Genomic DNA, 26,500 nt, shown 5'->3' on the forward strand with positions numbered 1-26,500 from the left:
GCCCCCATTTGAAGATCTTTACTGGGAGACAGTAACGGGTTCGGCCATGTACCAGCGGGCGTTGTCCTCCCCTCGGGTGAGGGAGTCGAGCCGGCGGGGCAGCTCGCGCCGGGAGAAGGGGTCGGCGGCGGCGTTGCGGATGTGGATGCCCACCGCGTAGACGTCCCTGACCTCCATCAGCGTGGAGTACCCCGGCCAGGACCGCAGGTCGCTGCCGTAGGCGTCGGCGAAGGCGTCCACGTCGGCGGAGGTCAGGCCGAAGCGGCGCTGGCCGTGGTAGGTGTGCACCAGGTCCCACTCGCGGGGGCCGACCGCGACGCCGTCCCAGTCGCAGAGCACCACGTGGCCGTCCGCGCGGCGCAGCAGGTTGTCGATCCAGGCGTCGCCGTGCAGCAGCACCGGCGCGTCGTCGATGTCCAGCTCCGACCAGCGTTCGGTCAGCTCGGCGATGCGGTCGCTCAGCCAGGCGCGCTGGCCGCCGGTGAGCTCCCGGGAGCGGTCCACGGCGCGGCGTACCTCGCAGAGCGGGTCGGCGAACCGCCGCAGCGCCACCGGCGGCACCGGCAGCAGATGCAGGCTGCGCAGGATCCCGCCCAGCTCGGTGGTGGTGGGCCGCCCGCTGGCCGGCACGTAGTGCCAGAACGTGACGACCCTGCCGTCGTGCACCACGGGCTGCTCGGAGATCTCGTCGGCCGGCCGCACCGCGGGGAAGCCCTGTTCGGCGAGCCAGCGGGCCACGGCGAGCACCAGCGGCAGCCGGGTCGGCGCGTGGGGCGCGGTGGCGATCCTGACCACGATCTCGCCGAGCTCGCCGCGCAGCTTGAAGACGGCGTTGCTGCGCACCCGGAGCAGTTCCGCGTCCCGGTGGTCGATGCCGCGTTCCTCGCAGACCTCGCGCAGGACGGTGAACGCCTCCTCGGCGAGCGACGCCATCAGCCGGCCGGCGCCGTGGCGGGGACGACGGAGACGGCCGAGACGAGGTCGGCCAGGCGGCGCACCGCCGCCGCCCTCTGCCGGCCGGGCGGCACCTCCGACAGCAGCGCCCGCGCGCGGTTGACCACGATCGAGGTGCGGTGCTCGGGCGGGACCTGGAGCAGCGCCCTCTCCGCCAGCTCGCAGGCCTCCTCGACCCTGCCGTGGCGCAGGGTGTGGGCGGCCTGGTCGAGCAGGATCAGCACCGGGTCGATGGCGTACGGCCCCGAGGGCCCCGAGGGCCCCGTGGGCCCCGGCTGCCACTCCACGTCCTCGCCCAGCTCGATCAGGGTGCCGATCCGGTAGAACTGCAGCCGCCGCTCGGAGAAGCGGAAGGCCAGGTGGTCGTGACCCTCGGGGGGCATCCTGGCGAAGATCCGCTCCGCCTCGGCGAGGGCGATCCTGGCGGCCTTGTGCTCCCCCATCCTGGCCAGCGCCCGCGCCTCGGCCGCCGCGCCGAGCGCCGCCGGGGAGCTGGGCGCGCTGCCCGCGAGCCTGCGGGCCTCGCGCGCCAGCCGCACGGTCTCGGCCAGGTCGCCGTAGTGGTACGGGAGCATCGCCTGCTGCGCCCTGACCAGGGCGCGCAGCCGCACGTCCCCCATGTCGTCGGCGGCGTTGCGCGCGGTGCCGTACCAGGCGTGGGCCTGGCGGGTGTCACCGAGCTTCATCAGCGCGTCGGCCGCGAGCAGCGCCAGCATGACGGTCGCGTTGAGCAGGCGGCGCTGGGCCATCGCGGGCTGGCGGGACAGCGAGAGCGCCCGCACGTCCGACAGCTCCAGCATCAGCCGGTAGAGCATGGGCACCGGGGCGCTGCTGATGTACTCGCGCCGGTAACTCAGCACCTGCTCGTCCAGCCGGTCGAGCTGCTCCTCGGAGACGGTGGCGAGCGCGAGCGTGCGGTCCAGGTCCTGGCGGGTGCGCTCGACCTCGGCCAGCAGGCGGCCGGTCATCACCGGCCCCGTCGCCTGCGAGCCGAGCAGCGCGTGGTGGAAGAGCGCGCGCCGCTCCATGTCGTCCCCGGACCGTTCCCGTTCCTCGGCCCGGTACGGTGAGCGGGCCTCGCCGGCCGAGACGACCACCACCCTGGCGCCGCCCTCGTCGCCGTCGTCGCAGTAGTCGCCGGCCAGGCCGAGCCTGACGGCGTTGGCCCGGTAGAGGCGCGCCAGCAGGTCGATCGTCTGCGGGCGGGGCCTGGCCCGGTTGTTCTCCCAGGCGTTGAGCAGGTCGATGCTGGCCCGCGCCTCGCCCAGGTCCTGGCGCTCGCAGAGCTCCTCCAGCTCCTGGACGGCCTGCCTGGCCGACCATCCCCTGGCCAGGCGGTGCGCCTTGAGGAGGCTGACCCCGCAGCAGCCGTGGACGGCCTGGGTGGTCTGCCAGTGGGTCCACTGCCGCGACGTGGCCGTCTCGCGCCAACGGCGCGCGCACGCGGGCGAATGCTCACCTCTGGCCACGACGCTCCTCCCGGAACGGTTCACGCAACATTAACAAGGGCGCACCATGCTCTTGGCTTACCTGTGCATTGCATTCCCCTTATTCGCGGTTTCCCCACGGAACGGCGGCAGGTTCCCGCCCTATTCCACTGATCCGATGAGATGCCGGAGAAGGAGCGATTGCCTCGGATGCCGGGAAACCGCACGCTGCAGAGAACAACCATCGGTGTCCGCGGGAGTGATCCGGATGAGGGCAGAGCGACGCGAGGCCGTCGACCATCTGCGGCGGCTGGCCGCGCAACTCGAGGCGCACGCCTTCCAGGTGCGTCTCAGCTCGCCCGCGGAGCCCCACCCCAGGCTGCACGTGACCAACCCCATGGTCCCGGCCGTGACCGAGGACGTGCTCGCCGCCCACGAGGAGGACGGCGAGTGGTGGTTCTGGCTGTCCTGGGCCGGGCGCATCGGGCAGGCCGAGGACGTGGCCACGGCGGCGGAGCGTGTGGCCAGTGTTCTTCATGTGATACGGAGATAGGTGATTCTTTGCCTTCGCATGGGTACCACTTGGTGATCAAGGCAGGCACGGAGGAGGAGCAGTGAAAAAGATCCAGGTCGTGCAACGTCCGCGCCCGCCCCGGGAGGTCACCCCCCTGGACCTGCGCACTCCTTCAGGACGTACACTCCCTTTTTGACGGTCCGCAAAGTGGCCTTCCCAATGTCCCAAAGGAGAGGCCATGCTTCAGGACCGTTCGTCCGCGCGAGGCTTGCAAGAGGTTGGCAAGTGGTCTGCAGGCGCCCCGGTGCATCGTTCACCCATGAACAGCGCGCCTTTCGCCTTCAGTGTCAGTGTGGTCGTTCCCGCCATGAACGAGGCGGAGAACCTGCCTCACGTCTTCGCGACCCTGCCGTCCTGGATCGATGAGGTGATCCTCGTCGACGGGAACTCCGTCGACGACACGGTGGCCGTCGCCAAGTCCCTCCGCCCCGACCTCCGCGTCGTCCGGCAGACCCGCAAGGGCAAGGGGAACGCCCTCACCGAGGGGTTCGCCGCCGCGACCGGCGACATCATCGTCATGATCGACGCCGATGGCTCCACCGACGGCCGTGAGATCCACTCCTTCGTGACCGCGCTGGTCGAGGGAGCCGACTTCGCCAAGGGGTCCCGCTGTGCCCCCGGAGGCGGGTCCGACGACATCAGCCCGATCCGCTCGCTGGGCAACACCGTCCTCACCAGGATCACCAACTGGCTGTACGGCACCTCGTACACCGACCTGTGCTACGGCTACAACGCCTTCTGGGCCCGGCACCTCGACGCGCTCGACCTCGACTGCGACGGCTTCGAGATCGAGACGCTGATGAACATCCGCGCCGCCCAGGCCGGGCTCGTCATCCACGAGGTTCCCAGCCACGAGCGCAGCCGCATCCACGGCGCCAGCAACCTTCACGCCGTCCGTGACGGCCTGCGGGTCCTGCGCACCATCCTGCGCGAGCGCGACGGGCACGTCACCGCCCCCGTGCGCCTCCACCAGGAGCACGCCACCGCCGCCTGACCCTCGTTCCGCGGGCCGCCCCGTCTCAGGCGGCCTCGATCGCGTCGGCCACCGACGGGAAGATCTCGAACACCGGGAGCAGGCCGGCCAGGGTGAGCCGCCGGGCCAGGTTGCCCTGGATGCCGGTGAGGATGACCCGGACCCCCTCGGTCAGGCCCTGGTGGCGCACCTGGAGCAGTTCACCGATCCCGGAGGAGTCGCAGAAGGTCAGGGCGGAGAGGTCGAGGATGAGGATCGGCGCGCGCAGCATGCCCCAGGCCCTGGCCAGTTCCTCCCGCAGCACCGGGATCCGGTAGTGGTCGAGTTCCCCGCTCGCCCGGATCACCAGCGTCGTACCGTGCAACCCGGAGGTGGCGGTGAAGACCGGCTCCGGCTGATTTCCCGCGAACATGAGCAACCCTCTGAACGATCCTGCGCGAGTACACAACTGTCTCATACGGCGCGGATCGAACCGGTGCGGCGGAGCGTCCGCTCCCGCCGCCGGCGCGGGCTCACGTCGCCTCGGGGAACGTCTCCATGGCCTCCTCGACGGTGCGTCGCGTCTCGAACAGCTCGGCCACCCCGAGGCGGTTCAGCCGGTTCCGCATCACGGCCGAGGTGCCGACCAGGACGAGCGAGCCGGCCAGCCGCCGGACCCGCGTGAGGGCGTACATCAGCACGCCGTAGCCGGTGGAGTCGCAGAAGGTGACCTCGCTGAGGTCGATCACCAGCCTCGGGTGGTCCATCGCGCCCAGCGCGGCGTCGGCCTCCTTCTTCAGCATCGGCGAGGAGGCGTAGTCCAGTGCCCCCATCGCGTGCAGGGCGGTGACACGGCCGCGCCTGTCGGCCCGGACGCGGAACCGCACAGCCTCTTCTTCGGCCCTTGACATCGGTATCCTCTCCGCCTACGTCCCAGGTGCCCCGGCCAGGAGGTTCTAATCCTGGCGGGCACGGCCCGGGGAGGACGGCGTGGGCGACAATGAGGACATGCCGAATCCGCGCCCGGTGGCGGCCCTGGTCGTCGGAACGCTCCTCGTCGCCGCCTGCGGCACGGGCGGCACGGGCGGCACGATGCCCGCCCCCACCGCCGCCCCGCCGGGCTCCACCACGGGGAACGGCTCCCCGGGGCAGGCGACCCCACCGGCTCCCGCGCCGGACGGGAGCGGGTCGTCCACCCCCGCGGCGGATCCCCCGGCCCCCCCGGCCCCCTCGGCAGGCGCCTCCGCGACCGGGGCGACCACCGCCTCCGCAGCGTGGGAGACCGTCGGGGCCACGGACCTTCCCGGGAGCACGGCACTGCTCGACGTGGCCGCGACCGGCCCCCGCGACGCCTGGGCCGTCGGCTACCAGGACGGCGCCGAGGACAGGGAGGGCGCGCCCGCCGTGCTGCGCTGGAACGGGAGCCGCTGGCGGGAGGTGGCCGTCGGGGACGGGACCGGCGCCCATCACCTGGAGGGGGTGAGCGCGGGCGGGCCGCGTGACGTGTGGGTGGTGGGCAACGGCCCGAGCGCGTTCGCCGCGCACTGGAACGGGCGGGCCTGGACCCCGTACCGGCCCTTCGGGGTGGCCGAGGACTACCGGCTGGCCGACGTCGCCGCGGGCGACGGCGACGCCTGGTTCGCCGCGAACGGCCCCTCGGGCGCGGTCGTGCTGGAGGCGGAGGACGGCGGGTTCCGCAACGCGCTGAGCACCGAGGGCGCCCTCCGGGCGATCACCTCCCGGCAGGGGCACGTCTGGGCGGTGGGGACGAGCACGGCCCGCACCCCCCTGGTCTGGCACGGCAGGGACGGGTCCTGGGAGAACCTCGCGATGCCCCCGGTCCCCGGCGGCGTCCTCAACCGGGTCTGGCAGGTCTCACCGTCGGAGGTCTGGGCGGTCGGGCAGGTCTCCGCCTCCCCCGGGGACCGCCCTGCGGCGAAGGACGCGCGTCCTCTCGTCATGCGCTGGGACGGGAGCCGCTGGTCCCGGGTCGAGGTGCCGGTCTCCCGCGGCGTGCTGCACGGTGTCACCGCCACCGGCCCCGGCGACCTGTGGATCAGCGGCGTCGACGCCGACCACTCCGGCCAGGTGCTCGTCCTGCGCTACGACGGGACCTCCTGGTCACGCGAGTACGGCCCGCTGCTGCGCGCCCACACCTCCACCCAGCAGTACGAGGGGACCGACGACATCGCCTCCACCGGACTCACCCGGGTGCCGGGCACCGGCACGCTGTGGGCGGTGGGCTCGGTCGGGGTGGGCGACGACGAGAAGGCGTTCGTGCTCCGGCGCTGACCGAAAAATCACAGAAAAAGTCGGTCAAGTGACGTAGTCTCTCTCAAACTCCAACAAAGAGGGAGTCGGCATGAAAAAGGTCGTGATTCATACCAAGCCCCGCCCGCCCCGCGAGCCCGTGCCCCTCGATCTGCGCACCCCCTCAGGACGCGCCCTTCCGTTCTGACACGAACAACCGGTTGACGAACCACAGAAGCGCCCCGATCGCCAGCAGGACCCCCGCGCGGACGTAGACGTCCGCCGCCCTGCCGGTGATGGGCAGGACCAGCACGAGACAGACCAACGCCCCCAGGATCGGCATCCAGCTCGGCGCCCGGAAGTGATCGTGGTCCACCCGGTCCTTGCGGAGGACGAGCACGGCCACGTTCACCATCGCGAAGACGCAGAGCAGCAGGAGCACCGTGGTGTCCGCGAGGTTCTTCACGTCCCCGGTGGCGACCAGCACCGCGGCGACGCCCACCGTGAAGACGGTGGAGACCCACGGGGTCGACCTCGTCGCGTGGACCTTCGCGAAGACCCGCGGCACGATCCCCTCGCGCGCCATGCCGTAGACGAGGCGCGAGGCCATCAGCATGTTGATCAGTGCGGTGTTGCCCACCGCGAGCAGCGCGATCAGGGCGAACAGCTTGGGCGGGAACGCCAGCCCGGCCACCTTGACGACCTCCAGCAGCGGGCCGGAGGAGTCCACCAGCGTCTTGGTGTCGACCAGCATGGTGGCGGTGAACGCGACCGCCAGGTAGATGACCCCCGCGACGGCCAGGCCGCCGAAGAGCGCGCGCGGGAAGTCGCGCTGCGGCTCCTTGGCCTCCTCCGCCATGTTGACCGAGTCCTCGAAGCCGAGCAGCGCGTAGAAGGCCAGGGCCGTGCCGCCCAGGACGCCGAGGAAGGCGCCGTTGGCCGGGTGGAACTCCAGGGCCCGGGAGGGCTCGCCGTCACCGGCGATCAGGGCGTAGATCCCGATCGCGATGATCACCAGCAGCCCGAAGACCTCGATGATCGTCAGCACCGCGTTGACCTTGACGGACTGGGAGACGCCCGCGAGGTTCACCAGCGTGATCAGGCCGAGGAAGATGAACGCGCCCACGACGACCGGGATCGAGACGAACTCCGCGAGGTAGTCGCCGCCGAACGCCCTGGCCGCGGCGCTCGCCGAGGTGATCCCGCTCATCAGCACCGCGAACGCCACGATGAAGGTGACGAACGGGATGTTGAACGCCTTGTTGGCGTAGAGCGCCGCACCGGCGGCCTGGGGGTACTTCCCGACGAGCTCGGCGTAGGCCGTCGCCGTCAGGGCCGCCAGCACGAAGGCCACCAGGAACGGCACCCAGAGCGCCCCGCCGACGTTACCGGCGACCTTGCCCACCAGGGCGTAGATGCCCGCGCCGAGGATGTCCCCCACCACGAAGAGCAGCAGTACCTTCCGGCCGATGACCCGCTTGAGCGAGTGCTGACCGGAGCCCGGACCGACGATCGCCTCAGCCATGGACGTCTCTTACCCAGCGGCCGGGTGGAATCACGTCACGTCACGGGAGTCACTTCTGTAAGCAAGGTGAAAGTGGCGCGCAAGGACACCCTCATATAGTTCTGATCATCACGAACTGCAATGAAGGGTACAAATTGTTCCGCGCACTTTCCTCCCGCCGTATCGCCGTCGCCGTCGCGGGAGCCGCCCTCGTCTCACTGACCGCCGCCTGTGGCAGCTCCGCCAACGACGAGGTCTGCAACGGCGCCGCCTGGTCGAAGCCCTTCACCGACTTCAACACCACGCTCACCGGTGCCGCGGGCGACACGGCGAAGATCAACGCCGCGACCACCAAGCTCGGCACCGACCTCAAGGCACTGGCGGCCGGCGCCGACGGCGACGTGGCAACCGCCCTGAACGACATGGCGGCCTCGTTCGCGGCGGTCAAGATCGACGAGAAGGACCCGGCCGCCACGGCCGCCGCCACCGGGCCGCTGGTGTCGAAGATCCAGGAGGCCAGCACCAAGCTCAACGCCGCCTGCTCCTGACGGCCCTCCCGCCCGCGCCCGCGCCTTCCTTCGAGGGAGGCGCCCGGCCGGGCCGGGACGGCGAGGTACGGTCGCCGCTCCGCCCGCGGGGGGCGGTGCGGGGCGGCGGCCGTACCGGATCTCCCCGAAGGACCCCCGCCACCGCACGGCGGGGGTCCTTCGCGTCTCCCCGCCTCGCGTCCCGGCCCGTCAGTCCCTCCGGGAGCGGGCCTGGTCGTAGCAGCGCTCGAACCCCTCCAGCACGGCCGGCCACGAGCTGCGGACCGGCTCGGTCTCCCGGTTGTGCGCCGCGATCGACTCGCGCAGCTCACGGTCCCGGACCAGCCGGGCCACCGACGTGACCAGCTCGTCGAAGCTCCGCCCGAGCAGCCCCTCCTTGCCGGGCCGCACGAAGTCGGCCACCCCGCTCTGCGCGCGGGCCACCACCGGCACCCCCGCGGCCCTGGCCTCCAGCGCGGCCAGCCCGAAGGACTCGCGCGGCGCGGGCGCGACGAACACGTCCGTCGAGGCGAGCAGCTCGCGGATCCGCTCGCGGCTGTAGCGGCCCGGGAGCGAGACCCAGCCGGTCATCCCGTGGGCGTTCAGGTAACGCTCCATCCGCGACCTGGCCGGGCCGTCGCCGACGACGGTGGCGCGCATCGGCGTCCCGGCCGGGACCCGCGCGCGGGCCTCCCTCAGCAGCCGCAGCAACCGGAGCGGCTGCTTGCGGGGCGCCAGCCGTCCCACCGCCACGACGTGCACCGGCGAGGGCGTCCTCCCCGGCTCGGGCGCCCCTCCCACCTCGGGCGCCTCGCCCTCGGGCACCTCCCGCCCGGGAAGCTCCCGCACCCCGGGCCCGGCGGAGCGCCAGCCCGAGACGTCCAGGCCGTTGGAGACCACGTGCACCGGCACGCCCGGACCGGCCACCGCGCGGATCGGCAGCGCCGCCGCCTCGCTCACCGCGGTGCCCACCAGTCCCCAGCGGTGCCAGCCCGACAGCAGCCGCAGCCCCCGGTACACGGCCCGGGTCACCGGGTCCCACATGCTGTGCACGGTCACGACCACGGGCAGCCCGGCCCGCGTCGCCGCCCGTACACCCATCCAGGCGAACGGCGAGACCGCGCCGGCGTGCACGTGGACCACGTCGGGGCGGCGCACCCTCATCAGGCGGAGCAGGTACCCCGTCCCCAGGGGGTGGACCGGCAGGTCGAAGGGGAGACGCGCGACGATCCTGTGCACTCCGGGCAGGGGTTCACCCGGGGTGGCCGTGGCCACCTCGACCCGGTGACCGGCCTGCCGCTGCATCCGGATCAGATCGGCGACCTGCACCTCGATCCCGCCCAGGCGCGGCAGGTAACAGTCACTGACATGGAGGATCCTCACCGTGCCAGCGTAGACCCGCATGAGATCATGCCTGCGTGCCCACCGGGGCACGTGCGAGCCGTGAACGGAGTGAACCCGATCAGCAACGCCAGGACAGCAGTGTTCTTCCATGCCCACCCCGACGACGAGGCCCTGCTGACCGCGGGCACCATGGCGATGCTCGCCGCGGAGGGGCACCGGGTGGTGCTCGTCGTGGCGACCTCGGGAGAGCGGGGCCAGGCCGACGTCGAGCCCGGCGAGGCCCTCGGCGCCACCCGGATGGCCGAGCTGTACGCCTCCGCGGCGGCGCTCGGCTGCGCCCGGGTGGTGAACCTGGGCTACGCCGACTCCGGGCTGTCGCCCGACGGCGGCCTCGCCGACGACCGTCCCGACGGCGCCTTCATCGACGCCGACGTCGAGGAGGCCGCCGGACGGCTGGCCGCCGTCCTCGCCGAGGAGGAGGCCGACCTGCTGACCACCTACGACCCGGCGGGCGGCTACGGCCACCCCGACCACGTCCAGGTGAACCGGGTCGGCGGCCGGGCGGCCGAGATCGCCGGCACCCCGATCGTGCTGGAGGCCACGGTCAACCGCGACCCCCTGCTGCGGGGGCTGAGGCTGGTCCGCAGGTTCTACCCCCAGCTCGACATCCGGGCCTTCGAGCGGGCCTACTCCCCCGGCGAGGTGATCACCCACCGGGTGGGCGTGCGGCGCTTCGCCCGCCAGAAGCGGGCGAGCATGGCCGCCCACGCCTCCCAGGCCACCGGGGCCGACACCCGCACGCTCGGGGTCATGCTCAAGATCCCCCGGCCGCTGTACCGCCTGATCTTCGGCACCGAGTGGTACGTCCGCCGGGACGCCCCCCTGGGCTCCAGGCTGAGGCACCCCTTCGAAGCTCCTCCGAAAGGATGAGGGCGGGACCGGCAGACTTGGTCGGGGTTGTCCCATGACGAGCGGGTGTGGCAGATGAAGAACAGGTGGGTGCAGGTCGGGCTGTCGGTCGCGTCGCTGGCGCTGGCCGTCACGCTCGTGGTCTTCATGCCCCAGGTGGTGGGCGCCCTCACCGGCAAGCAGGTCTCCTGGCCGCAGATCGGCGCGCAGTTCGCCGCGCTGGGTCCCGGGGAGATCGCGCTGATGGCCGCCGTCTGGCTGCTCAGCCTGCTGTCCTACACGTTCGTGCTGACCGCCTCGCTCCCCGGCCTGAACCATCTGCAGGCGCTGACGCTGAACGCCGGCGGCAGCGCGGTGAGCAACCTGCTGCCCTTCGGCGGCGCGGCCGGGGTCGCGGTGACGTTCGCGATGACCAAGGGGTGGGGCTTCCCGGCCAGGGCGGTGGTGGTCTCCACCCTGACCACCGGCATCTGGAACACCCTGTTCCGCTTCCTGCTGCCCGCGGCGGGCATCGTGGCCCTGCTCCTCAGCGGGCAGGCGCTCAGCCCCACGGTGACCCGCGCGGGCTGGGCGGGCGCGCTCTCCATCCTCGTCCTGGTCGCGGTGGTGGCCGCCGCGCTCTACTGGGACCGCGCCGCGGCGCTCCTCGGCCGCGGCCTGGACGCGGGGGCCCGGCTGCTGCCGCGCCGGATCCGGCCCGGCGCGCACGGCGCCTCCGAGGCGCTGGGCAGGCTGCGGGCCGACACCTCCGAGGTCGTACGGCGCCGCTGGGCCGGGCTGACCCTGGGGATGGCGTTCTTCCTGGGGTTCCAGTGGCTGATCCTGGTCGTCTGCCTGCACGCCACCGGCGCCTACCCGGGCCTGGCCCAGTCCATCGCCGCGTTCGCCCTCTCCCGGGTCCTCACCACGGCTTTGGTGACCCCGAGCGGTACGGGGATAATGGAGGCCGGAACCATCGGCGCCCTGGTCTTCTTCGGTGCTCCACTGGACTCGGCCACCGCCGCCGCACTGCTCTTCGGCTTCTGGACCTACACTGTCGAAATCCCCTTCGGCGGGCTGGCGCTCGGCGCGTGGACGTTCCTGCGCCGGCGTGAGAACGCCGCACCGGCCCCTGAAAAGGAGTCGATCAGCCGCTAGATTGGGAAATACCTTGTGCGCGATCCGAAGGCCCGCATAGCGTGACGGCTGACATGGTGGCGTTCCGAGTTCTCGGCCCGGTCGAGGCGTACTCCGGCGACGACGAGCTCGACCTGGGCGGGCTGCGTCAGCGTGCGGTCCTGGCCCGCCTGCTCGTGGCGCGCGGGCAGGTCGTGCCCGTCGACTCCCTGCTGTACGACCTCTGGGACGACGACGCGGCCAAGGGCGCGCAGTCGGGCCTGCAGGTCTACATCTCCCGGCTGCGGCGGGTGCTGGAGCCCGGCCGCCCGCGCGGGGGCCCCAACCGGCTGCTGGTGACGGTCGCCTCGGGGTACGCGCTGCGCGCCGCCCCCGACCAGGTCGACGCGCTGCGCTTCGAGACGCTGGTCCGCAACGCCGGTGAGCAGCTCGAGGCCGACGAGCCGGCCCTGGCGCGGGCCCGCCTGGAGAAGGCCCTGGGCCTGTGGCGCGGCACCCCCTACTCCGACTTCGCCGACCAGCCGTGGGCCGAGGCCGAGGTCAACCGGCTCGCCGAGCTGCGCCTGGTGGCGCGCGAGCGGCACGCCGACAGCGGCCTGCGGATGGGCCTGCCCGCCGAGTCGGTGCCCGACGTGGAGGCGCTGACCACCGAGCACCCGCTCCGCGAGGAGGGCTGGCGGCTGCTCGCCCTCGGCCTGTACCGGTGCGGGCGGCAGGGCGACGCGCTGGCCGCGCTGCGCAGGGCGCGCACGATCCTCTCCGACGAGCTGGGCATCGACCCCGGCCCGGCGCTGCGCAAGCTGGAGTCCGACATCCTGTCCCAGGATCCGGGCCTGCAGCTCGCCGTGACGCCGCAGGCCAGGCAGCGCGCGCAGCCGGTGTCCGCCGACACCTGGCCGCCCAGGCCCACGGTCGCCCAGGTGGAGCTCCCGCCGCTGGAGCCCGAGCCGTTCGTCGGCCGCGACGCCGAGCTGAGCAGGCTCACCACGGCCGCCGCCAGGACCGGGCGCTTCACCGTCGCGATCATCAGCGGCGACGCCGGGGCGGGCAAGACCACCCTGGTGCGCCAGCTCATCAGGGTGCTGTCGCAGGACGGCTGGGGCATCTCCTCGGGCGCCTGCCCCGACAGCAGCGCCACCCCGCCCGGCTGGGCCTGGGTGGAGATCCTGCGCACCCTGGTGAACGCGGCCGGTCCCGGCGAGTACGCCTCGCTGCTGGCCCCGCTCCTGGACGACGCGGCCCCCGAGCCCGACGACGACCAGGCGTCCGGCGGTTTCCGCCTGCACCGGGCGGTGGGCGGCTACCTCGCCGCGGTCGCCAAGGAGACGCCGATCCTGCTGACCCTGGAGGACCTGCACTGGGCCGACGACCAGACGCTGGCGCTGCTGCGCGCGCTGCCCAGCCTGCTGGCCACCAGCCGGGTGCTGCTGGTGGTGACGTGCCGCGACAGCGAGCTGAGCGACCAGCAGGCCGACGTGCTGGCCGCGCTGGCCAGGCTCGGCCCGATCCGGGTCGGCCTGACCGGCCTGGACACCAAGGCGGTGGCCGAGCTGGTGCGGGCCACCTGCGTGCGCGAGGTCGACGAGGACGCGGTGAACAGCATCGTCGAGCGCACCGGCGGCAACCCGTTCTTCGTGCGCGAGACGGTCCGCCTGCTCGACGCCGAGGCGGTCAGCGACCGCGCCACGGCCGCCGAGGTGATCTCCGGCGTGCCCTCGGGTGTCCGTGACGTGCTGCGGCGGCGGATCTCCCGCCTGCCGCAGGCCGCCCAGCAGATCCTGCTGCAGGCCGCGGTGATCGGCCGCGACGTGGACGTGGACGTGCTGGTCGACGTGGCCGGCGACGAGGAGGCCGTGGTCGACGCGGTGGAGGCGGCGCTCCTGGCCGGCCTGGTGACCGAGCCGGGCCCGGGCATGCTCCGCTTCGACCACGACCTGGTGCGCGACACCCTGTACTCCGACGCCTCCCGGCTGCGCCGCTCCCGGCTGCACGCCGCGGTGGCCGCGGTGATCGAGCGCAGGAACCCCGGCGACGTGGCCGCGCTGGCCCACCACTACGCCTCGGCCGGCACCAGCGAGACCGCCATCAAGACGGTGAACTACGCCGGGCTCGCCGCCGAGCAGGCCGAGCGCCGCTTCGCCCACCGCGAGGCCGCCGCCCTGTGGGAGCAGGCCATCGCCGCCTTCGACCGGTCGGGCATCACCCGGACGCCCGACAGCACCCGGGACCGGCTGCTGCTGACCCTGCGGCTGATCAAGGCGCTGGCGCTCTGCGGCGACATGGCCGCGGCCCGCAGGCGGCGGCGCGAGGCGATGGACGCGGCGCTGCCGCTGGGCAACCTCGAACTCACCGCCCGGGTGGCCGCCTCGCTGGCCGTGCCGCACAAGGGCATGGCCCGCGACTTCACCCGTACCGCCTGGGAGATCGTCGACGTCGCCGAGCAGGCGCTGGTCGAGCTGCCCGCGGGCGAGCAGTCGCTGCGGGCGAGCCTGCTGGCCACGCTCGCCCTGGAGCTGGAGGGCTCGGCCACCCCGCGGGGCGAGCAGGCCTCGCTGGAGGCCGAGGAGCTGGCCCGCCGGTCGGGTGACCCGGCGCTGCTGGCGACCGCGCTGAGCGGCCGGCTGCGCCAGTCGTACGCGATCACGCCGGTGGGCGAGCGCGAGGTCATCGGCAGGGAGCTGCTGGAGGTCGGCCGTGCCAGCGGGCAGGTGTCGGTGCAGGCCCTGGCGCACCTGGTGCTGATGGAGTGCGCCGCCGCCTCGGGCGCGTTCGCCGAGGCCGACGCGCACGTCGCCACCGCCGACCGGCTCGCCAGGCAGTACGGCCTGTCCGCGCCCGCCGCCGTGGTCGCCTGGTACGCCGGGCAGCGGCTGATGATCGCCGGTGACTTCGCCGGGGCGACGCGCGCCTACCGCGACGCCGCCCGGCTGACCGCCAAGGCCGGGATGCTGGAGGGCCGCCAGGACCTTCCGCTGATCACCACCTTCTGCCTGCACCTGGTCAACGGGCGGGCGGCCGAGATGGTCGAGCCGCTGGCCGAGGCGCACCAGCGCGGGGCCAAGTGGACGCTCGACGCCTACGCGGTGGCGCTCGCCTCGGCGGGCCACCACCGCGACGCCAGGGCCGTGATCGCGGTGAAGACGCCCGTCCGGCCGGACTTCCTCTACGAGCTGGCGATGGTCTGGCGGGCCCTGGCCGGGATGCTGCTGGACGACCGGGAGCGGATGGTCGAGGCGTACGACACGCTGAAGCCGTTCGCCGACCGGATCGCGGGTGCCGGCACCGGCGTGGTGGCGCTCTGGCCGGTGGCGCTGACGCTGGGCGACCTGGCGCTGCGGCTGGGCTTCACCGACGCGGTACGGCCGCACTACGAGAACGCCCTGGCGGTGGCCCAGCGGGTCGGTGTGAGCCGCTGGGTGGAGGCGGCGCAGCGCTCCCTGGGCGGCTGAGCCCCCCGACGACGGCGCTCCTCGGCGGATGACTCAGCAGGTGACGAGGAACCTCTCGCTGCGCAGCGGGGACTCGCCCTGGACCGAGAGGACGACGCGGTACCGGCCGGGGTTGCCGACGATCCTGGGGCGCCACTCGACGGCCTGCCCCTCACCGGTGAACCCGCCCCCGGCGTTCAGGTAGGTGTGCCAGCGGTGGGTGGCCGAACTCCACCGCTCCAGGCGCCAGGCGTAGGAGACGGTGGCCCGCGGGTCGTCGTTGCCGATGACCGCCCGGGCCAGGTACGGGCTGTCGCACGGGCCGAGCGCGCCGCCCTCGCCGACGGCGATCTCGCCCGTCGCGGGCGCCCGTCCCACGGTGGCCGGGCCGGCGGCCGTCCCGTCCCGGACGGTCCGGGTCCCCGCGGTCCGGGCCTTCGTGGCCTGCGTCCCCGCGTGCCGCGTTCTCGTGTCCTGGGTCCTCGCGGGCCGGGTCCTCGCGTGCCGGGTCCTCGCGGCACGGGATCCCGTGTCCCGGGCCTTCACGGCTCCGCCCGGACCGACCGGCGCCGACCGCGAGGAGAGCACCACGAGGCGTACCGGCCCCTGGACCGTCTCGTCGGCCGAGACCCGCACCGGGGCCTGGGCCCCGGGCGTGCCCCAGACACCCAGGTAGACCCCGGCGAAGGCGAGGGTCGCGACGAGCAGCTTGACGACGCCCCCGACCCCACCGGCCAGTACCGGAACCACACTGCCACGCGGCCTCATCACGCACACCTTTCTTCGCTACCACCAGGTGTACGCCCCCGCCCTTGCCCGGGAGTTGACGTCCGCTTGCAGCGGGTGAACGTCCGGGGGCCGCCCACCCTCGCCCAGGTCCGCCCGGGGCGTACCGATCCATCGACGCGCCGGCGAACCCTGGGGGCCGCCGGATCGCCGGATCGCCGGCCACCGCCCGCACCCGCGGATGTGACTTTCCAAATGCGTAAGTCAAAGATAGACTTGCCGACATGGAAAACGACTTCGGCCGGGCCAGGCCCGACGGCCACGAGGGTCCCCTCACCTCGTCCCAGGCACGCGACGCCCTGGACCGTCTCGGCCTTGACGGCGCAAAACTCGCCGAGCGGGTGGTCACGCCATGGTGGTACCACCCCGTCCTCGGTCTGATCGTGGCGGTGCTCACCGGCGCCCAGGCACTGCCGGGGGCGGCGTCCTTCATCGTCATGGCCCTCGGCATCGTCGCGATCCCCCTGCTCACCGCCACCTACAACCGGCTCTACGGGATCTCCATCACCCAGCCGGCGGGTCCCCGCGGCAGGCGCCTGTCGCACACGATGTTCGGAGCCCTCGTCCTCGCCATGCTCACCGCCCTGGCCGTCAAGCTCACCGGTACCGCGCCGTGGTGGGGGCTGTTGCCGGCCGCTTTCGCCTTCGGCGTGATCGTCGTGTTCGGCCGACGCTATGACGACGTCCTCCGAGGTGAGCTCGCCCGCGGCGCCGGCGGGCGCGCATGAGCGCCCCGCCCGGCCCCGCGTTCAACGAGGTCATCCACTCGCCGGTGCGCCTGCGCATCTGCGGGCTGCTGCGGCGCATGTCGGAACTCGAGTTCGCCCTCATCAGGGACACCCTCGGACTGAACGACGCGAACCTGTCGAAGAACCTCAGGGTGCTCGCCGAGGCCGGCTTCGTCACGGTACGCAAGGAGAGCTCCCCCGTCCGGGCGGACGCCCGCCGGCTCACCTGGGTGGCGCTCACGGCCGAGGGGAGAAGCGCCCTGGAGGACCACCTGGCCGCGCTCGCCCGGATCGCCGAGGGCAGCCCCGACGTCGCGGGCTGAACCGGCGAAGGCCCTCCCGGGGGGACCACGAGAGTGGCCCTCGTCCACACCGGCGTGGCGTCGGGGACGGTGCGGCGTGGGGGGCCGAGCGTTCGAGGGGCTCCGCCCCGCCGTTCCAGGTAAGCCTGGCCTAATATCGGTACAGGCAGGTGAGACGACCCTGGTGGTGATGTTCGGAGTGCGACCTGTTGTGGCGGGCATCCCCGACCCCACGTCCGCGTCGTTCCTGGGCATGCCCCTGTGGCTCTGGGTGATCGTCGGCGGCGTGGCCCTGTTCGGCGCGTTCCAGGCCTACTACTGGATCGGCCACGTCCTGGGCTCGCGGCTCTACACCTCGCGACTGGGCCTCAAGATCGGCCAGGAGAACATCACCCGCGTCGAGAACGTGGTGAGGAAATGGGGCGCGCTCGCCGTCTACGCCTGTTTCTGGGTTCCCGGCCTGCGCCACACCCTGCCCTGGGTCGCCGGGGTGCTGAGGATCTCCTATCCCTGGTACGTCGTGGCCAGCGCGCTCGGCTGCCTGACCTGGGTGCCGGTGACGTCCTTCGGCCTGTACTCGGTGATCTGGGGCTGGCTGGGGCTGGCCGCGCGCTCGCCGCTGCTGGCCGGTCTGGCGGCCCTCGCCGTGATCGCGGTGATCGTCGCGCTCGCGTTGCGGCGCCGGCGCCGCCGTGCCGCCCGCCGCGAGGCCGAGGCGGATCAGGTCACCGTCCCCTGACGCGACAGGGCCGCCGCGGAGCCGTCCCGTCGCGCCACCGCGGCGGGACGTCGTCCGGACCGCCAGGTTCTCTTTTCTCCGGTTCGCCTCCTGTGACGCCGATGTCAACTTTTAAGCCGAACCGGTTGACCTTCCGCCCATGACGGGCCACCTCTGTCACCATGTCCTCATGCATTACGGGGGAATTCGGTTCATCGTCCGCGCCGCACTGGTCACCGTGGTCGGCCTGGCCACCGCCTCTCCGGCCGTCGCCCTGTCCTCGGCGTCCTCGGCGTCCTCGGCGTCCTCGGCGTCCTCGGCGGCCGGGGAACGGCGCACCGGCGTGCCCGCCGTGCCCGGCCGGGCCGCCTATATGTACGACCCGGCCACGGGAACGGTCCACCTGAGCAAGGGGGCCGCCAGGCGGATGCCGGTGGCCAGCCTGACGAAGGTCATGACGACGTACGTGGTGCTCAGGACCGCGCGGCTGGACGACGTCGTCACGATCCAGGCGGCGGACGTGCGGTACGCGGCGGCGAACGGCGCGACGCACGCCTCGCTGCGCGCGGGAGAGCGCCTGACCGTCAGGGACCTGCTGTACGCGGTGATGCTGCCCTCCGGGGCGGACGCCTCCCACGCCCTGGCCCGCGTCTACGGTCCGGGCAACACGAGGTTCGTGGCCAGGATGAACGCCACGGCCCGTTCCATGGGCCTGGCCGACACCCTGTACACCAACCCCGACGGCCTGCCGAAGCCCGCTCCGGGGCACTCGACCGCGCTGGACCAGGCGAAGCTGACCGACATCGCGCTGCGCGACCCGGTGCTGCGGACGATCGCCTCCACCGGACGGCACATCGTGAACAAGTCGAAGATCCACCGGGCGCACACCTGGATCAACTCCAACAAGCTGCTCGGCAAGGCGCCCGGTGTCATCGGTCTCAAGACCGGCTACACGCGAGCCGCCGGGTACTGCCTGTCGTTCGCCGCCGACATCGAAGGCCGGCGGCTCGTGGGCGTCATCCTCGGCGAGACCAACGGCGACCGGCGCTTCTCGAGCGCGAAGCGGCTGCTGGAGTGGGCGGGCGAGCCGGCACCGCCGGAGCCGTGGGAATCCACCGCCAGGTAAGCGAGCCGATCGCCTCCGAGTCCATGGTCGTGCCGTCCCCGGATCCGATGATCGTCATCGCCGGATCCGGAGGTCGGGGCCCGGAAACCGGGTGGAGCGCTCCCGAGGATTCATCCCGGGTCCTCGACGTGCGGTGCCGGGACACGACCTCACCTGGTGATCTCGGCCTCAAGCCGTTTCATCAGCCTGACGCCGCCGAGGGTGACAGGGTGCCGCCTGCCCACCGTCTCCGTCTTCCACGTCAGCAACCACCGGAGTTCTCGCAGCGCCTGCGCGTGATGGTGCAGGTCACGCAGAATCTTCACCCGATTGCCGCGGACGCTGAAGTCGTAGGCCGGAAAATCGAGGTCCTTCCCGTTCCACAGATCTCGGAGAATGTTCAACTCCGCCCGCGCTCCCTCCAGATGTCCGAGGTACCAGGGCGTGCCCAGCACTCCTCGGTCGCCACGCCCCGCCTCGGCGTTCACCTCCTCCCAGACCCGAACCAATGATCGCCTCACCTCCTCCCCTTCCTCATGATGTCCGGCCTCGTGCAGCAACACCGAGAGCAGTGTTCTGGCGGCCAGCGATCTGGCGTCGGCCCGAGAGGGGCGCGCCTCCCCGAGGTCGACCACGGTTCGCTGCTGGACCACGGCCTCCCGGAGATCTCCGGAGGCGGCGAGCATCGAGGCGTAGCACTGACGGCTTTCGAGGGTGTCCCGGTGCCCTGGCCCCAGGGTGGACTCGCGGATCCGGACCAGCGTGCCGAACTCCACCAGGGACTCCTCACAGCGCCCCAGATCACGAAGGACCTTGGCCAGGTTGTTCCGGCTGCGCTGAACGTAGGGGTGCTGTTCCAGCTGCACCCGGGAACGGGCGTCCAGAACGGCCCGCAACTCGGTCTCCGCTTCCCGCATGCGGCCCATGTGCCACAGCACCGTCGCCTGGTTGTTCCGCAGGGTCAGCGTGTCCGGGTGCTCCGAACCCAGTACCCGCTCGTGAACCTCCAGCAGCTGCCGATTGGTGCGCTCGGCGTCGGTCAGCCGACCTTGTGACCAGTAGACGCTGCCGAGGCTGCGGCCGCTGAGAAGGGTGCACGGATGCTCGTCACCCAGCGCCCTGCGGCTGGTCTCCAGGACCTCCTTGTACTCGGTCTCCGCCTCGTCCAGGCGCCGGTGCTCCCACAGCACGCCCGCGAAGTCGTTTCGGCTTTTGAGCACCTCCTGGCTCTCGTGCCCGTGGAGATTCGTCCGCGCTTCGATGACGGAACGAAGCACGGCCTCCGCCTCCTCGAGTCGAGCCTGGGTGAACAGGAAGTGTCCCCACTCGGCACGGGCGGCGATGGTGAACTTGTGCGTGTCACCGTGCACGCGTCGGAGAACCTCGAGTGAACCCGCCAGTTCGGTCTCGGCCTCAGCCGGACGCCCCAGCGCGCAGAGCAGCCGAGCCAGGCCCACCCGGGCCATCAGTGTCGAGGAATGCTCCATACCGAGCTCGGCATCGCGGGTCAGGAGAAGCCGGCGCCGCAGGCGCTCCGCCAGACGGTAACGCCCTTGCCTCTCGATCGTTTCCGCCACCGACTCCAACTGGTCCGGATCGGCGAAACGCTCGATGGCGTCGATGACCGGATCGGGGACCGGATCGTTCGAACGCCCCCCGAGTTGTTCGGAATCGACGAGGTAGTCGAACACCAGGACGGCCGTTCCGTCCGGGGTCGGTGACAGCAGTGCCGTTGTGGACTCCCTGACCTCCGTGGCCCACTCCCATGCGTCCTCCAGCGTTCCGGGGCGGAGAAGAGACTCCCCTCGCACCCGAAGATACGACTCGTGAAGCTCTTGCACGAGCGCTCGGGGCACGGGGCCGTGGTATCCCGCCCGGCGGCAGTCGATCGCCGCGGCCACCAGGGCGGCACCTCGAGGACACACGTGAACGTCCCAGGCGTTCACGTACGACTGTTTCAGGACGGGGCCCGCCGCAAGATACTCGGCTATTCCGTACCGATCGGCGTTGGCGAGGGCGGAGGCTATCCTCGTGTCATCTTCGTGATCATGGGCTCGTGCCAGCTCGGCCCGGCTGAACCTCCGTGCCAGCGTGATCTGATCCGCCTGGTCGAACACCTCCCATGCCTCGTGCGAGAGTTGCCGAGCCCACTGATCCGCGTACCGTGTCGCGATCCGGGCCTGCTCGGCGCTCCTCATGGTCGCGAGAATCACCCGGTGATGCCCACTCCCTCCGACCACCCTGAAGATCCGCTCTCGTGTCAGGCCGCCGCTTCCCAGATAACGCTCGAGATCCGACAACCAGAGAACGGAGTTGTCGCGACGTACCGCTTCCTCGATCGCGGCCGGCAAGGCGGTGAGCTCGTCCGGAGCCACCAGGGTGTGGTCGCCCAGAACACTGCGCATCGCCTCGTAAGCCGTGCGTGACTTCCCGGCGGTCGAGTCGCCGACGATCAGTACGAATCCGCCCCGCCGGAGGCGTCCGCGCAACTCTTCGTCGACGTCACGAGGGATGTACTTCGGGGGCCCGGTCACCTTGTCACGTACTTCGATCGACCGATGCACTCCCAGCCGCACCGGGTCGTCGAACTTCCTCACTCGGCCGACCAGGCAGCCGGCCGCTATCCTCCCGTCGAGCTCATGGCGCCGGGCGACCACTTGTTTGTAGCGTTCCATCACAACGGCCCCCAGGGCCACGGCGAGCGCGGCGACGAGCACCAGGGTCACCGAGAGGCCGGTGGGCAGGGTCACCCCGGGCAGGACGCGGATCGCCGGGGTGGCGGCCACCACGGCAAGAATCAAAAGGAGCAAAACTATCCAGATTGCCTGCAACCGCTTCATTTCGGTCACTCCAGACAGGGAGCCCTACCCGCCGGGCTTTACAGATACGGGAAAATCCCCTTACCCCGGCCATCCTTTTTCACGCCCTCTCACCGTGGTTCGGGAAAGCTCGCGCTTGTCGCCGAACCAAGAGCATCAGCACAGCAAAAGGATAAAAGCCATTTATGCGGCAATTGACAATGAAACCATCTGACTGGTTTCTCTACCGGGACGGATCCGTCGAGCGCATCAGGCCGTGACAGGCGATGGCGGCGGCGGCCACCACGTTGAGGGAGTCGACCCCGAGTCCCATCGCGGCAGGGCTCATCGGGATGCAGACGGCCTCGTCGGCCTCGCGCAGCCAGCGTGAGGACAGCCCGTCCCCCTCGGAGCCGAGCAGCAGCGCCACCCGGTCGGCCGTCACGGCCCGGTCCAGCGGCGTGGCGGCCTGGTCGGGGGTGAGCGCGAGCGTCCGGAAACCGGCTTCGCGCAGCTCGGCCAGGCCCGCGTACCAGTCGGTCATCCGGGCGTACGGGATCGCGAAGACCGCGCCCATGGAGACCTTCACCGAGCGCCGGTAGAGGGGGTCGGCGCAGCGCGGCGAGAGGACGACGGCCTGGACGCCCAGCGCGGCGGCGCAGCGGAAGATGGCGCCGACGTTGCCGTGGTCGACGAGGTCCTCCAGGACCAGGATGCGGCCGGGCGGCGCCGGAACGTCTCCCGCCGCTCCCCGGCCGGGAAGGCCGGTACCGGAGAGGCCCGCGAGCACCTCCCCCACCTCGGGCAGCGGGAGGCGCTCCATCGCGGCCAGCGCCCCGCGGTGGACCTGGAAGCCGGCGACGCCCTCCATCGTGGCGTCGTCGACGACGTGCACCCGGTCACCGAGGGGGGCCAGCAGGTCGGCGAGGGGTTCGGCCCAGCGTGGGGTCAGCAGCACCGATCGCACGGGGTAGCCCGCCGCGACCGCGCGGCGGATGACCTTCTCCCCCTCGGCGATGAAGAGGCCGTGCTCGGCCTCCAGGCTCTTGCGCAACTCGACGTCGCGCAGGCCGGCGTAGTCCGCCAGAGGGTCGGCCTGACGATCGGCAGGGCGATCGGCAGGGCGATCGGCCGAGTGATCGGCCGGACGGCCGCTCGGGCGGCCGGCCGGGTGGGGGAGGTCGGTGGGCTCAGGCACCCTCGAATACTGCCATGAGCCGCCTGAGCTGCCATATCAGCGCGTACACGAGCAGCATGGCCGAGCAGCCGACGACCACCCCCGCGCCGATCCGCGTGACGAGCTCGGCCCTGGTCCCCGAGGGGAAGGCGGTCGTCCAGGCGAGCGCGCCCAGCAGGATCGACACGGCGGTGGCGACCAGGACGGCCGCCCGCTCCCCGGCGGGCAGGACCAGCCGTTCGGGCACCGGCCGGGGCTCCATCGCGGCCAGCCCGCGCCAGGCCCACCAGACCACCAGCGCCAGGCCGGCCACCGTGGAGGTGTACTGCAGCAGGCGGAAGACGGAGATCACGTCCCAGATCCGGTTGTCCAGCCAGGTCCAGCCCCACAGCGCCGCGCTGTAGGAGTGGGTGAAGGAGTCCCAGACCTTGTGGCTGAGGGCTCCCACGATGCCGCCGGCGATCACGGCGGGCAGCCGGCGCGGCCCGTACATGCCGGGTGTCAGCGCGGCGGCGCGCCCGGCGAGGCCCGGGGGCAGGAGCGCCGTCAGCGGGTCGCGGAGCACCAGGTGGAAGACGGCGAGCAGCACGACCACGGCGAACGGATCGATGGTGAGAACGCCCCTGATGGAGTGCCAGATCATGTAGTCCGGCAGGAACGGGAAGAAGATCGGCAGATCGGGCACCATGGCGCCCAGCGCGAGCGCCCAGGGGTCGAGCAGGCGGCGGATCCGTTCCGACGAGATGAGCGGCAGCACCGCGGCGACGTGACTGGGCGTGAACGGCACGCTTCCCCCCGACAAGCTGCTGGCGGCCTCCGATCCCGTGACGCGGCGGCCTGACGAGGATATGACGCCGCCACGGCGGAGCCTCCCGCTTCCCGTCACCTCGGCACCACGCGCCGTATACATTACCCAACGTGATCACAGGTCACTCGGCGTCATCGGACGCCGTCCGGAGTGGCCCCGCCCGTCCGGCGCCGGACGGCGCCGGACGGCGCCGCGCCGTCCGCCCGCATCCGCCCCCCCCGTCCCCGCCCGCTCGCCTGTTGTCACCCGGCGCCCCCGGCCGGGTGCCCGATCCGGTACCGGAGGTCACCGTGACCGAGCAGACCAAACACATCAAACAGACCGGGCAGACGGCTCCGACCGTGCCGGCGAGGCCCGGCGCGGAGTGGATGCGTGACGCCCGCAGGGCCCGCGCCCTGTCCCTGGCCACCCTGGTGTGGCTGGGCGCCGAGAGCGTGCTCGGCATCGCCGCGGGACTGGGCGCGCACTCGGTCGCCCTGATCGGCTGGGGCGCGACGGCCCTGGTCGAGGCGGCGGCCAGCCTGATCGTGGTCTGGCGTTTCACCGGGACGAGGACCCTCTCCGCGCACGCCGAGGAGCGGGCCCGCAGGGCCGTGGCGGTCAGTTTCTGGCTGCTGGCGCCGTATCTGGTGCTGCACGTGGCGCACGACCTGGACGCGGGCCACCGGGCCGTGCCGAGCACGCTGGGGATCGCGGTGACGGCGGCCAGCGTGCTCGGCATGCCGCTGCTGGGGACGGCCAAGCGGCGGCTGGGCGCCCGGCTGGGGTCGGCGGCGACCGCGGGCGAGGGCACCCAGAACCTGCTCTGCGCCGCGCTCGCGGCGGGGGTGCTCACCGGGCTCGCGCTCAACGGCGCCGGGTGGTGGTGGATCGATCCCGCCATGGCGGTCCTGCTGGCGGCGGTGGCGGCCCGGGAGGGGCGGCGGGCGTGGCGCGGGAACCATTGTTGCCACTGAGCTGGGGCTGCGCGGCCGGTACGCACGGTGCGGGAGTCGGCACACGAGGTGATCGCAGCAGCAAAATGCGTGTTTTGCCGCAGTAACCGTTCCAAGTACAGTTCCGTGAATATTGCGGAGAACCTCCCGGTAGGGTGGCCCCGCTCTGGCTCCATGACATCGACAGCTAAGAGGGCATCGTGGGCGGACGTCACCGGACGGATGAGCTCGAGGACGGCTACACCCCCTACAAGGAGCCCCAGCCACGGCGCCGTCACGGAGGACGCGGCGCGGTCCTGGTCCCGCTGGCCGGCTCCGTGGCCCTGGCGGTCCTGCTGGGCGTGGCCGCCTTCGTTGTCATCAACCGCGACCGGGGCTGCTCGGACGACACCCTGCCGCTGCGGATCACCGCCGCCCCCGACATCCAGCCCGCCGTCTCCAGGATCGCCGAGCGGTTCACCAAGGCGGCCCACGAGATCGAGGGGCGGTGCGTCACGGTCGCGGTGACCAAGGGGCTCCCGTCGGCCGTGGCCTCGGCGCTGGGCGGGGCCGGCGGCAAGGCCGCCGCGATGGACCTGTGGATCCCCGACTCGGGACTGTGGGTGACGAACCTTCGGGCGAGGAACCCCGAGGCGCCCGAGGCGGGCGCGTCCGTCGCCCGCTCCCCGATCGTCATGGTGGCCTCCGGCTCGGTGGTGCCCGTACTGCGCAAGAGCTTCGGCAAGGCGAGCTGGGGCGCCATGATCGACGCCGCCAACGTGGCCAACGTGGACGGTCCCGGCCGCAAGGTCCGGGTGCTCGTGCCGGACCCCTCGCTCAACGCGGCCGGGCTCGGCGCGCTGCTGGCCGCCGCCGGTGTCGCTACGGCCTCGGGAGCGGGCGAGGAGCGGCTCGTCGGCGCGCTCAAGAACCTGTCGGGGTCGACCTCGACGGTCCGCGACCAGGGCGCGCTGCTGTCCAGCCTGGGTGTCAAGGGCAGCAAGGCCCCGCTGGGCATCGCCTCGGAACAGGGCGTCTGGGCGTTCAACAGGAACAGGAAGCCCGAGGTCCCGGCGGTGCCGCTCTACCCGTCGGAGGGGACCGTCGACCTCGACTACCCGGTGGTGATCACCACCGGGGACGCCGGGGTCCGCAAGGCGGCCGAGGCGTTCCAGAAGGAGCTGGGCGGCGAGCAGGCCCGCAGGACCTTCCAGGAGCTCGGCTTCCGCACCCCCGACGGCAAGGGCGGCAAGGCCGTCACCGGCTCCGGGGGCTTCCAGGCCGCGGCCCCGAAGGCGATCGCGGTGCCCGACGCCAAGACCGTCGCGAGGATGTCCCAGACGTGGTCCCGGATCAAGCTGGGCACCAGGCTGGTCACCCTGCTGGACGTCTCGGGGACCATGGCCCTGCCGGTGCCGGGCACCGGCCTGACTCGGATGCAGGCGATCACGAGGATCGCCGTCGAGGGCATGAAGCTCTTCCCGGTCAAGAGCGAGCTGGGGCTCTGGGAGTTCTCCACCCACCTGAACGGCAGGGGGGTGGACTACCGCGAGACGGTCCCGGTCGGCCCGCTCACCGAGGAACTGGACGGGGGCCTGCGCAGGGACGTGATCAACCAGAGGCTGGTGGACACCCGGGCCAGGGCGACCGGCGACACCGGGCTCAACGACACCCTGGCCGCGGCCTATGAGCAGATGACGAAGGAGTACCAGAGCGACAAGATCAACACGGTGCTGATCCTCACCGACGGGGCCGGCAACGACGATCCCGACGGCGGGATCGGCAACCAGCAGATCCTGAAGCGGCTGAAGGAGCAGTTCGACCCGGAGAAGCCGGTCAGCGTGCTGATCATCGCCTTCGGGCCCGACGCCCCCAGGGGCAAGCGCCAGATGGACGCCCTGGCCAAGGCGACCGCGGGTGACGCGTACATCGCCAAGGACATCCTGGAGGTCAGGAAGTTCTTCCTGGAGGGCATGAAGCGCCGGCTCTGCTCGCCCAACTGCTGACCCCCGCGCCCCAGGGTCATCCGGTACGACAACCGTCACATCTGACCCATTTGTTAGCAGTTTTCCCAGGTCATACCGGGTGGGCATCATTCCCCGCCATCCGGTCAACCGGTTGCGGGCAGGTGGCGTCCTACGCGTGTGGGGCCTGGACCGGGCAGGGGTGACGCCCGGGA

Annotated in this window: 23 protein-coding genes; 13 read left to right on the top strand and 10 right to left on the bottom strand. The window is 72.0% G+C overall.

The annotated features are described in order from the left end of the window. Positions 1-18: 18 nt before the first annotated feature. A complete protein-coding gene (locus tag AB0G16_RS02375; RefSeq protein WP_362797499.1) occupies positions 19-933 on the bottom strand; it encodes an aminoglycoside phosphotransferase family protein in 915 nt (304 codons plus the stop codon). Then, positions 933-2,423 (bottom strand): helix-turn-helix transcriptional regulator, encoded by a 1,491-nt coding sequence (locus AB0G16_RS02380; protein WP_362797501.1) that lies wholly within the window; start codon positions 2,421-2,423, stop codon positions 933-935. The genes AB0G16_RS02375 and AB0G16_RS02380 overlap by 1 nt, the downstream gene beginning before the upstream one ends. Before the next feature lie 226 nt (positions 2,424-2,649). On the opposite strand from AB0G16_RS02380, the gene AB0G16_RS02385 reads away from it, so the two are divergent. Together AB0G16_RS02385 and AB0G16_RS02390 are read left to right on the top strand one after the other, a co-directional pair. Then, entirely contained in the window at positions 2,650-2,934 is a 285-nt protein-coding gene (locus AB0G16_RS02385) for a hypothetical protein (RefSeq protein ID WP_362797503.1), read from the top strand. Positions 2,935-3,214: 280 nt separating this feature from the next. After that, positions 3,215-3,949 carry a glycosyltransferase family 2 protein gene (locus tag AB0G16_RS02390; RefSeq protein ID WP_362797505.1) on the top strand — a complete coding sequence of 245 codons (735 nt, stop codon included), beginning with the start codon at positions 3,215-3,217 and terminating at the stop codon, positions 3,947-3,949. A gap of 25 nt (positions 3,950-3,974) precedes the next feature. Here the strand turns inward: AB0G16_RS02390 and AB0G16_RS02395 are convergent, their stop codons facing one another. Both AB0G16_RS02395 and AB0G16_RS02400 read right to left on the bottom strand, forming a co-directional pair. Further along, positions 3,975-4,340 carry an STAS domain-containing protein gene (locus tag AB0G16_RS02395; protein ID WP_362797507.1) on the bottom strand — a complete coding sequence of 122 codons (366 nt, stop codon included), beginning with the start codon at positions 4,338-4,340 and terminating at the stop codon, positions 3,975-3,977. A 100-nt stretch (positions 4,341-4,440) separates the two neighbouring features. Then, entirely contained in the window at positions 4,441-4,794 is a 354-nt protein-coding gene (locus AB0G16_RS02400) for an STAS domain-containing protein (protein WP_362797509.1), read from the bottom strand. A 121-nt stretch (positions 4,795-4,915) separates the two neighbouring features. Here AB0G16_RS02400 and AB0G16_RS02405 point away from each other — a divergent pair, with 121 nt between their 5' ends. Beyond that, entirely contained in the window at positions 4,916-6,199 is a 1,284-nt protein-coding gene (locus tag AB0G16_RS02405) for a hypothetical protein (RefSeq protein ID WP_362797511.1), read from the top strand. 142 nt (positions 6,200-6,341) lie between these two features. Here AB0G16_RS02405 and AB0G16_RS02410 read toward each other — a convergent pair whose 3' ends face one another. Beyond that, positions 6,342-7,682 carry an APC family permease gene (locus AB0G16_RS02410; protein WP_362797513.1) on the bottom strand — a complete coding sequence of 447 codons (1,341 nt, stop codon included), beginning with the start codon at positions 7,680-7,682 and terminating at the stop codon, positions 6,342-6,344. Between the two features lie 134 nt (positions 7,683-7,816). Between AB0G16_RS02410 and AB0G16_RS02415 the strand changes: the two genes are divergently transcribed. Next, on the top strand, positions 7,817-8,209 hold the full coding sequence (locus tag AB0G16_RS02415) for a hypothetical protein (RefSeq protein ID WP_362797515.1): 393 nt from the start codon (positions 7,817-7,819) through the stop codon (positions 8,207-8,209). A 189-nt stretch (positions 8,210-8,398) separates the two neighbouring features. Here the strand turns inward: AB0G16_RS02415 and AB0G16_RS02420 are convergent, their stop codons facing one another. Then, complete coding sequence (locus AB0G16_RS02420) at positions 8,399-9,571, bottom strand: glycosyltransferase family 4 protein (protein ID WP_362797517.1); 1,173 nt, start codon at positions 9,569-9,571, stop codon at positions 8,399-8,401. Between the two features lie 60 nt (positions 9,572-9,631). On the opposite strand from AB0G16_RS02420, the gene AB0G16_RS02425 reads away from it, so the two are divergent. The 3 genes from AB0G16_RS02425 to AB0G16_RS02435 are packed head-to-tail and all read left to right on the top strand — an operon-like array spanning position 9,632 to position 15,006. Then, the gene (locus AB0G16_RS02425) at positions 9,632-10,462 is read left to right on the top strand and encodes a PIG-L family deacetylase (RefSeq protein ID WP_362797519.1); all 831 of its coding nucleotides are present in this window, start codon (positions 9,632-9,634) and stop codon (positions 10,460-10,462) included. Positions 10,463-10,516: 54 nt separating this feature from the next. Further along, positions 10,517-11,578, top strand: coding sequence for a lysylphosphatidylglycerol synthase domain-containing protein (locus tag AB0G16_RS02430; protein WP_362797521.1), 1,062 nt, complete (start codon positions 10,517-10,519; stop codon positions 11,576-11,578). Between the two features lie 41 nt (positions 11,579-11,619). Further along, on the top strand, positions 11,620-15,006 hold the full coding sequence (locus AB0G16_RS02435) for a BTAD domain-containing putative transcriptional regulator (RefSeq protein ID WP_362797523.1): 3,387 nt from the start codon (positions 11,620-11,622) through the stop codon (positions 15,004-15,006). 33 nt (positions 15,007-15,039) lie between these two features. On the opposite strand, the gene AB0G16_RS02440 is transcribed toward AB0G16_RS02435, so the two are convergent. Next, entirely contained in the window at positions 15,040-15,753 is a 714-nt protein-coding gene (locus AB0G16_RS02440) for a hypothetical protein (RefSeq protein WP_362797525.1), read from the bottom strand. A gap of 242 nt (positions 15,754-15,995) precedes the next feature. Between AB0G16_RS02440 and AB0G16_RS02445 the strand changes: the two genes are divergently transcribed. The 4 genes from AB0G16_RS02445 to AB0G16_RS02460 all read left to right on the top strand — a co-directional run bounded on the left by AB0G16_RS02445 (position 15,996) and on the right by AB0G16_RS02460 (position 18,645). Beyond that, positions 15,996-16,499, top strand: a complete 504-nt coding sequence (locus AB0G16_RS02445) for a hypothetical protein (RefSeq protein ID WP_362797528.1) — start codon at positions 15,996-15,998, stop codon at positions 16,497-16,499. Further along, a complete protein-coding gene (locus AB0G16_RS02450) occupies positions 16,496-16,822 on the top strand; it encodes a transcriptional regulator (RefSeq protein ID WP_362797530.1) in 327 nt (108 codons plus the stop codon). Before AB0G16_RS02445 ends, AB0G16_RS02450 begins: the two co-directional genes overlap by 4 nt. Positions 16,823-16,991: 169 nt before the next feature. Then, a complete protein-coding gene (locus tag AB0G16_RS02455) occupies positions 16,992-17,540 on the top strand; it encodes a VTT domain-containing protein (RefSeq protein WP_362797532.1) in 549 nt (182 codons plus the stop codon). A 169-nt stretch (positions 17,541-17,709) separates the two neighbouring features. Further along, entirely contained in the window at positions 17,710-18,645 is a 936-nt protein-coding gene (locus AB0G16_RS02460) for a serine hydrolase (protein WP_362797534.1), read from the top strand. A 149-nt stretch (positions 18,646-18,794) separates the two neighbouring features. Here the strand turns inward: AB0G16_RS02460 and AB0G16_RS02465 are convergent, their stop codons facing one another. From AB0G16_RS02465 to AB0G16_RS02475, 3 genes are all read right to left on the bottom strand, one after another. Then, the gene (locus AB0G16_RS02465; RefSeq protein WP_362797536.1) at positions 18,795-21,464 is read right to left on the bottom strand and encodes a tetratricopeptide repeat protein; all 2,670 of its coding nucleotides are present in this window, start codon (positions 21,462-21,464) and stop codon (positions 18,795-18,797) included. Between the two features lie 202 nt (positions 21,465-21,666). Continuing rightward, a complete protein-coding gene (locus tag AB0G16_RS02470; RefSeq protein ID WP_362797722.1) occupies positions 21,667-22,509 on the bottom strand; it encodes an RNA methyltransferase in 843 nt (280 codons plus the stop codon). Positions 22,510-22,612: 103 nt separating this feature from the next. Then, positions 22,613-23,386 carry a DUF4184 family protein gene (locus AB0G16_RS02475; protein ID WP_362797538.1) on the bottom strand — a complete coding sequence of 258 codons (774 nt, stop codon included), beginning with the start codon at positions 23,384-23,386 and terminating at the stop codon, positions 22,613-22,615. Positions 23,387-23,697: 311 nt separating this feature from the next. On the opposite strand from AB0G16_RS02475, the gene AB0G16_RS02480 reads away from it, so the two are divergent. Together AB0G16_RS02480 and AB0G16_RS02485 are read left to right on the top strand one after the other, a co-directional pair. Further along, the gene (locus AB0G16_RS02480) at positions 23,698-24,363 is read left to right on the top strand and encodes a hypothetical protein (RefSeq protein WP_362797539.1); all 666 of its coding nucleotides are present in this window, start codon (positions 23,698-23,700) and stop codon (positions 24,361-24,363) included. 179 nt (positions 24,364-24,542) lie between these two features. Then, entirely contained in the window at positions 24,543-26,327 is a 1,785-nt protein-coding gene (locus tag AB0G16_RS02485; RefSeq protein WP_362797541.1) for a substrate-binding and VWA domain-containing protein, read from the top strand. The last annotated feature ends 173 nt before the right edge of the window (positions 26,328-26,500 follow it).

Origin of the sequence: Streptosporangium sp. NPDC023615, assembly GCF_040640155.1 — a bacterium.
In the GTDB taxonomy this organism is placed as follows: domain Bacteria; phylum Actinomycetota; class Actinomycetes; order Streptosporangiales; family Streptosporangiaceae; genus Streptosporangium.